Origin of the sequence: Candidatus Anoxymicrobium japonicum (genome assembly GCA_002843005.1) — a bacterium.
Classification (GTDB): domain Bacteria; phylum Actinomycetota; class Geothermincolia; order Fen-727; family Anoxymicrobiaceae; genus Anoxymicrobium; species Anoxymicrobium japonicum.
This window is the reverse complement of sequence record PHEX01000072.1, coordinates 1-7,756: the sequence shown is the minus strand read 5'-3', so window position 1 is coordinate 7,756 and position 7,756 is coordinate 1. Positions and strand designations below refer to the sequence as shown.

At 53.1% G+C, this 7,756-nt stretch carries 7 protein-coding genes; 1 reads left to right on the top strand and 6 read right to left on the bottom strand.

The window, feature by feature from the left end:
- The 6 genes from CVT63_07090 to CVT63_07065 form a co-directional block, all read right to left on the bottom strand.
- Positions 1-183 (bottom strand): hypothetical protein (locus CVT63_07090; protein PKQ27616.1); only part of this gene is annotated, 183 nt, incomplete at its 3' end.
- Between the two features lie 223 nt (positions 184-406).
- On the bottom strand, positions 407-1,363 hold the full coding sequence (locus tag CVT63_07085) for a hypothetical protein (protein PKQ27615.1): 957 nt from the start codon (positions 1,361-1,363) through the stop codon (positions 407-409).
- A gap of 39 nt (positions 1,364-1,402) precedes the next feature.
- A complete protein-coding gene (locus CVT63_07080) occupies positions 1,403-2,044 on the bottom strand; it encodes a hypothetical protein (GenBank protein ID PKQ27614.1) in 642 nt (213 codons plus the stop codon).
- A 1-nt stretch (position 2,045) separates the two neighbouring features.
- Positions 2,046-2,705 (bottom strand): hypothetical protein, encoded by a 660-nt coding sequence (locus tag CVT63_07075; GenBank protein ID PKQ27613.1) that lies wholly within the window; start codon positions 2,703-2,705, stop codon positions 2,046-2,048.
- Complete coding sequence (locus tag CVT63_07070; protein ID PKQ27612.1) at positions 2,698-4,920, bottom strand: hypothetical protein; 2,223 nt, start codon at positions 4,918-4,920, stop codon at positions 2,698-2,700. The genes CVT63_07075 and CVT63_07070 overlap by 8 nt, the downstream gene beginning before the upstream one ends.
- A complete protein-coding gene (locus CVT63_07065) occupies positions 4,910-6,913 on the bottom strand; it encodes a hypothetical protein (protein ID PKQ27611.1) in 2,004 nt (667 codons plus the stop codon). The genes CVT63_07070 and CVT63_07065 overlap by 11 nt, the downstream gene beginning before the upstream one ends.
- A gap of 153 nt (positions 6,914-7,066) precedes the next feature.
- Between CVT63_07065 and rfbC the strand changes: the two genes are divergently transcribed.
- Positions 7,067-7,756: dTDP-4-dehydrorhamnose 3,5-epimerase (gene rfbC, locus CVT63_07060; protein PKQ27617.1), on the top strand; the 690-nt coding region annotated here is incomplete at its 3' end.

Below are 7,756 nucleotides of genomic sequence, written 5' to 3'. Positions count from 1 at the left end.
CGGCCCGGCCACGCGATAGCGCACCTCCACCGCCTGGCCGGCTGGCAGGGCCACGTCGGCCGGCGGCGAGATGATTTCTACGGTCACGGTCGCCTGGCCGCGCCGGCCCGATCCGGACTGGACAGCGATGGCGACCGCCACCAATACCACGATCAGCCCGATCACGCGGAAACCCCGGCGCATGGCCTATCCTCCCGCCTGCATTATACGCGATCCGCGGCGCGGGTTCCCACACCCCTGCCAGCGATCCGCCAGCGATCCGCCATCATTGTGCCAGCGGGTTAAACACACACACCCGAAGGATCTCCCAGACCCTTCGGGTGTGTGCTAGAGCAAACTCTGTATCTGGCTCGGTCGGAGACCGGCCCGAGCGAAAAGTTATATTCGCACAGACACTGACCGGCAACTATGCCGCCGCGGGATGTTGCGGCCCGCCGAATAGGCGGCGCACCAGGCACGGGATGTATTTCCAGTATGGATTGGTGATCGAGATCACCGCCAACGCGAGCAGGAACGCGGAGATGGGCCGGTTGACGAAGATCGCCAGGCTGTCATCGGAGATCATCAACGACTGGCGCATGGCCTGCTCCATCAGGTCGCCAAGCACTATCCCCAAGATGATCGGCGAGGCAGGAAAGTCAACCTTGCGCAGGAGGTATCCCAGCACGCCGAAGCCGACCATCAGAAACAGGTCTTGCACGCTGTTGTTCATCGTGTAGACACCCAGGAACGAGAAGAGGATGACGAACGGCAGCAACAGGTAGAGCGGGATGTCCAGCATTTTCACCCACATGCCCACCAGCGGCAGGTTGAGCACCAGCAGCATCACGTTGCCGATGTACTTGCTGGCGATCAGGCCCCAGACGAAGGTGGGGTTCTGCTGGAATAGAAGCGAGCCGGGTTGCAGCCCCAGCATCAGCAGCGCGCCGAGCATGATGGCCGTGGTGCCGCTGCCGGGGATCCCCAGGCACAGCAGGTGGATCATGGCGCCGCCGGCGGCTGCGTTATTGGCCGCCTCTGGGTCGGCCACGCCTTCGATAGCGCCGGTTCCCAGTTCGTCCCGGTGCTTGCCCATCTTCTTTTCGATGCCATACGACACGAAGCTGGCGACCGCCGCGCCTGCGCCCGCGATGCCGCCGACGAAAAAGCCGGAGAGGGTGCCGCGGATGAACGCAGGGATGGCGCGCTTCCAGTCTTCCCTGGTCAGCCACAAGCCGCCTTTGATGTTCAGCCGCTCCGACACCGCCTGGCGCATATCGGCCAGGTTGACGATCACCTCGGCCAGGGCGAAGAGGCCGATGGCGACCACCAGGAACTCCAGACCGTCGAGTAATTCCGGGTTGCCGAAGGTGTAGCGGGCCATGCCGCTTTGCAGGTCAATACCGACTGGATCTGTTTAAGGCTAGCGATAGTCCCCGGAGTTATAGGGCGGATCCCACCGTTTGGCCCATGCCAGTAAGTGAGCTTCACGCTCGCTCCGCCACATCGCCAGGGCCATTTCCAGGGACTGTCGAGCGTGAGCGGGTACCGCCAGATCGCACAGGGCAGTCTGCATCATTGTCAAGGTGTCATCTATCAATTGTATATATTGGTTATGTAAGGTCTCTTCGCGAGCACGTTTTTCACGCACTTTACGTAATTGGTTTCGGTTCAAGTGCAGACGCTCAACCATGTAAGAAGCTACAGGAGTCATCGGAAGCAGTCGGTAGTCATCGGCCACGACGAAGTAAAGGTCGTAATCGTGTTCGCAAGGGTCGAGATAGCCGACTCTATCTGTAAGCGGTTGATCTGATGGCCAATCGTCTCCCTTGAAGGCATTGCAGACATCGCAGGCGTAGAGAAGATTGGAGTATTCCGTCAGCAATTTGGGAAAGTGAACCTTAGGTCGGAAATGCTCAACCTGAAAATGACGGAAACCTCCCCACTCGCTTTCGTGAACCGTGCAGTACACGCATCTATAGACAAAGTCTTCACGAAGATAGACTTTGTAAAGGCGAAAGTCATCGTGTCTGGGAGCAGGTTGCCTGCGATGTAGTAGAGTCATTCTAATCCTGCGTTGAAGGCACTTTTCTTATGGAGTCACGAAAGTTGCTGGCTATCTTCTCCAGTTGTTCTAGCCGTTGCTCTTGTCCCCTAAGTTCGGCTTCCCACTTGTCTACATGATGTGCGAATGTTAACCCAAGGGGGCGTTCGATATACGCACGCAATTCCTGCAGTTCGACTTCTTCGGCCTCACTTAACCCGCCAGAAAGCTTGCGATCTATCAAATACCCAAGTCGCTCCTGCTTATCCGTCAAGGTTGCCTGATAATGTTCAATGCCTCGCAGAATGCGTTTTACGTAGATCTCACCACGCTTCCGTACAGTTTTTTTATCAATGATGGCTTCGACAGATCCACCTTGATCTTCCAGGCCCTCATCTAGATACTTGGTCAGAATGAAGATCGGCAACTCCGGGCGCAGTGAACGTAGAAACTCGGCAAGGCCAATGCCATTATAGGCTACTCCAGTGTATTCATCCAGACACTGGTCAATGATGAAGGCGCCCGTTTGGTCATCAGCCAGCAGGTCTGCATAATCGGCGATTGTTGGCCGCACGGACACAAAGAGTACTTCGATGTCTCCAGCCCTTTCAAGCAACTGTCCGTATTCGTCAGCTTCTTCTTGGCTGTCTTCAACCAGCCAGACAACTTTGCCCTTAGTCATTTTGGCTCCTCCTGCGGTAGCGGTGGGGAAAGAAAACTTGGAACTCGGCTCCCCCTAGTTTTCCATGACCTTCTACCTCAATACGTCCATTGTAACTGTCTATCACGTTCTTGACAATCGTCAAACCCAAGCCTGTCCCGATGGGTCTACCCGTTGCATCTGTCTTGGTGCTAAAGAGAGGGTCAAAGACCTTGCCTATATCCTCAGGTCGGATGCCACGTCCGCTATCGCAAAACCGCAGCCCCACTTCGCACAAGGACTTGTCGTAGCTTGTGCTTATCTCGATTCTACGCGCTTCTGGAGGAGTGTGACGCATAGCCTCGATGGCATTCGTTAGAAAATTGATGAGAATAGCCTCTACGTCCATCTCGAAAGCGCGTATGAGAGGCAGCTCCGGTGTTAAATCCGTCCCCACGTGAATAGATCGCTCTGTAAGCGGGCCATGCAAAGTATCTTTAATTGTCTGAATAGTGAGGTTTATGTCGACATTATATTGAGTGCGTTTGTCGCGCCGCACCCGATCTAGCGCAAATTGCCCCCAGGCCTGAACTCGCTCCGTAGCCTCCATCAAGGCCTGTAGATTCCCTTGTGCCTTTGCCCGTAGATCTTCCGGTAGCAGCCTCACAGCATCAGATAGTAGATCAGCACGATTCAGAATACTGGTTACGGCTCTTACTGTTTCATGTCCAAAAGCAGTCATTGCGATACCAAGAGTGGCCAAACCTATCATCAACTGACGTTCTGTTTGCTCTTCCGCGTATGCCAGTGATACTTCTAGTTGGGTCGCCACTACCGCATCGATTCTTTCCGCCAACTTAAGCAAGGGTGTTGCTTCCGCTGGTTGAAATAGCGGGCCTATTCTATCGGAGGCCTCACGAAGTTCAACAGCTACTTCACTTAGCTGTTGTTGACTTGCCGCCAGCGCTTCTGGTACTGATACTGGGGAATCCGGTTTGGGTTTACTTCGCTGGTGCCTAGTCTGGCGCTCCCTTTCGAGGAATTGGACCCCGTGTAGCAGGAAGTTTCGCATATCACGATATGCAGTATTCTCTACTAAACCTTCACGATTGGTTTGATCTTGGAGAGCCGGGTTATCGCGTCTGGTGATGAAGAGACTACCCACGACTTGGTTCTCGGCGAGCACCCATCCCCCGAATCGCGATCCTACGCCGCCGGGGTGTCGTACACGACGAGCGTTCAATCCAAGCCAGTCTTTGTCCCCATCGGGGTCGCCATAGGGTTTCACACGAAAATTATCTCTATAGATTCTCACGCCCTGGAACCGATTTAGAAACTCGATTAGTTTAGCGAGTGTTACATTAGTGTCTTTGAGAGATGGAGCGTCACGCAAGTAGTAGTAAAGAACAAACCGCAAGGGCCCACAACTCGGCCGACTCTCCATCGAAGCATCACTGAATGCTTCTCCCCAAGCCCTACTATCTTCTATTGGCTCACCAGATCGATGAGTTAGAGTGTGGTGGATAAATCCTTCAATACTGAGTGTGGACTCCAGCACATACTCAGCGACGACAGCCATAGGATTGGCAACAGGACCAGTTAGATTCGGGGCTTCATCGCAGTCAAGGGTGATTGAGAAATCGATAAGCTTGCGCTCAAATGGAGGCACCAAGAGCGAGAGATCTGCGTACAGTGCCCTATAATCCTGGGGCGTCCAAGGATCGCGCAGGTTGGTCAAATATAGTGTTGTACCCGATTCCCCATTTCTGACTAGAGAAATAGATGAAAGAGGGTGGCTAATCTTATGAAGTTGACCGGCATCTTGCTCGTATCGGGTCCAATCAATTGTGAGCATTAAACCATTTGCATTTCTGCGATGTGTGACCAGGATGGCTTGCCGTGATAACCGATCCATACCCAACCGGCCAATTCCCTTTTCTCCGACCTTATAACGGCCTTTGGAAGTTCTCGGAGACAGCAGTTTGTTATCCGTGCTAATGACCATCCAGTGATTGCGAAGTGCCTCGATGTCCATTCCCTCCCCATCATCTTCGATTACGATGAAACCATTCTCGCGCGATGCCTGACGGAAGGTGATAGTGACTTGGGTAGCATCAGCATCATAAGCATTCTTGACTAGTTCCAAAACGCCGACTATAGGACTAGAGATACTCTCGCGTCCTAGCATCTGCATCGTCCTGGGACTCACGCGGAAGGAGAGACTGTCCGGCCCTGTTGGCTTCGTTCTAGCACACATGATACACCTGCGCTGGTACTATAGCATCAACGCGACGGATCTCCGTATCAGATAGGTTATAATATAAATACATTTTGTGATCAAGGTAGTTCCATAGGCTGTCCTGGACTTTCGTAGCATTTTTCCCCAGACGCTTCACTATTGGGGCGATTTGGGACAGAAAGTCGAGCGGGACAGGTAGTATTTCCATTTCGTGAGTCGAGATATGCGAGTTGCCGTTCATCATCTGAAACACAAAATTAAGCAAGCGAGAATTGAACCATCCAGTCAGTCCAAGTAATAGGACAGCAGAGGCTGTCTCGGTTATGCTGACACTATTCAGATGGTTTTCGATAAAATACTCATGATACTGCTCGGCAAACTCATCGGTCACCAGGGCAGCAATGACGCGCCGCCCATGCTTTTTGGGGGTTGTACGTTTGACTAGCAGGCAAATCCTTTTTTTGCACCGAGCCCTCACTTCAGGAGAAGCCATAGTGAACTGGCGCCCGTTTTTCACAAGATAGTCAACGGGAAACGTAAATTCCATAAAACTAACATTCTGTGTGGACAGCAACGGTGCGGTTCCAGGGTACCAATCTCCCGTCAATAGAGGTTTGTGTTGATTCCAGACAAATCCCCCATTGTGAATAGAAAAAATATCTTGTAGCTTACCTAACGGCATGGACTTAGCATAGACCTTATCGACGATGTCGTAATCCATCACATTGTTCGAAATAATCCAAACAGGGCCCTGTGAAGTAGAGTGCACTATACGTCGTTGGGGAATTAAAACGGGAGCCAGGTTGTCCAGATCGCGACCATCGCGGCTGACGCGAGTCAGCACTGGTGAATTTACGGCTCTGTTGTACTGCTCTCCCTTTCTTTCCAGGACTACAATCATTAGAGAGGAATCCACACCATCAAATACCCCTTCGCGGTCGGTGAACTGAGTGATGGAGAGAAGACTACAATCATCATTCAGTCGCTGGCGCAACTTCCGAAAGTAAAGCCCCGATCGAAAAGACTGTGGCACAACGACGGCAATTCTGCCACCTGGTTTAGTTGCCCGCACCGACCACCAGAGAAACAGTTGGTAAAGGTTAGGTTGACCATAGATGACATCTTCATAGTCAAGACGCGAGACAATGCGGTCAATCGGAATCTTGGCAAAAGGCGGATTAGTGATTACATAATCAACTTTCCTGTCGGTTTGCCATCGGAAAGTCGGATCTGACAAGGTGTCACGCAACTGCACATTCGGGAACCGAGGAAGGTGGACATCAGTGATACTAGACCAGACAGGCGAAAAAGCCAGTAGAAGCTGCCAACGGGCCATGGCAATCGCAAAAGGCTGGACGTCTGAACCATGAAAGATGCTGTCCAGTCGAGACAGCATAGCTCTTGGAGCGATCTGTCCAGACAACGCCGCTTTCACCAATCGACGCGCTACTGCTACCAGGAGAGTTCCGTTACCACATGCAGGATCTAGCACTATTTGGCCTGAGATAAGCTCTGCTGCTGAAAGGTTCAAGCTGTCAGCAATGTGCTCTGCAATGTGTGTTGGCGTATAGAACTCACTAAGCGGCCGCTTTTTTTTGTGCTGAGACAACACAAACTCAGCAGCTTGATCGAAGAGTCGCTGCCCTTCGATTGCAAAATCAACCGATAATAACCATTCAGATACTTGTCGAGACAGAGAGAATGGCAAAGAAAAGATCGGATAGATGATTGACAGACCATCCATGATAGGGGGGACAGGAGAACGATAGGTGCTCCCCCATTGAACTGCGATTTCGCGAACTACAAGCAAGGACGCCAGTTCGGCTTCATATCGCCGGCGCAGTTTGTCTTCTCCAGGCAACGGCATGCTGTCATAAAGCCTTAGGACTGGAGCCATCACTTCCTGATATGCAGAGAATCCCACCTTCGTGGGCAAGCTCTTGACAAACTCCTCGGCTTCAGAGATCATGGAGACGATAGAGGACATGCTAATAATAGCTCTCCTAAGCATTCTGCCTCATGCTGATTGCAACCAAGAGTATACCACAGGTCTCAGTGAAATGCATTTATGAGTAACGCGGGTATGTCGCAACGCGAGGTTGACAGAGGCCGCCCGGCACGGTAGATAGAGTAGCATTCCGTCAAGCGAGGATCGTCACAGCTCATGCAAGTCGAACTCGCCGCCCTGTCCGGTGTCCTGATCGTTACCCCGCGCGTCTTCGCTGACCCGCGCGGCTTTTTCTTCGAGAGCTATAACCAGGAGAAATTTCGCGGCCACGGCATCGAAACTGTCTTCGTCCAGGATAACCATTCCAAATCCGCCCGCGGCACTTTGCGCGGGCGGCACTTCCAGGTGGCGCCGATGGCCCAGGTGAAGCTCGTCCGCTGCGTGCGCGGAGCGATCTGGGATGTGGCGGTGGACATCCGCACCGGCTCGCCAACTTTCGGCCAGTGGGTCGGCGCCGAGCTGACCGCCGACAATTTCAAGCAGATCTATATGCCCATCGGCTTCGCCCACGGCTTCTGCGTGCTCAGCGACGAGGCCGAGGTGCTCTACAAGACGAGCGTCGTCTACAGCCAGTCTCACGAGCAGGGCATCGCCTGGAATGATCTCATACGGGACGCGCGCCGCGGGTTCCCACACCCCTGCCAGCGATCAGCCAGCGATCCGCCATCGCTTTGCCAGCGGGTTAAACACACACCCGAAGGATCTCCCAGACCCTTCGGGTGTGCAGTAGCTTTCAGAATATCTTTAGCGGTCTCGTGCTTGCTCGATGAGTTCTACCGCGTCGGACGTTCCGTAGCTTGCCCGGATAGCCACCGCTGCCTTTGCGCTCAGTTGAAAGGCATTGAT

Bases quoted from the DNA above. Each gene is read 5' to 3' on its own strand.
- CVT63_07085 (PKQ27615.1), bottom strand. From the start codon at position 1,363: ATGGCCCGCTACACCTTCGGCAACCCGGAATTACTCGACGGTCTGGAG.
- CVT63_07080 (PKQ27614.1), bottom strand. From the start codon at position 2,044: ATGACTCTACTACATCGCAGGCAACCTGCTCCCAGACACGATGACTTT.
- CVT63_07075 (PKQ27613.1), bottom strand. From the start codon at position 2,705: ATGACTAAGGGCAAAGTTGTCTGGCTGGTTGAAGACAGCCAAGAAGAA.
- CVT63_07070 (PKQ27612.1), bottom strand. From the start codon at position 4,920: ATGTGTGCTAGAACGAAGCCAACAGGGCCGGACAGTCTCTCCTTCCGC.
- CVT63_07065 (PKQ27611.1), bottom strand. From the start codon at position 6,913: ATGCTTAGGAGAGCTATTATTAGCATGTCCTCTATCGTCTCCATGATC.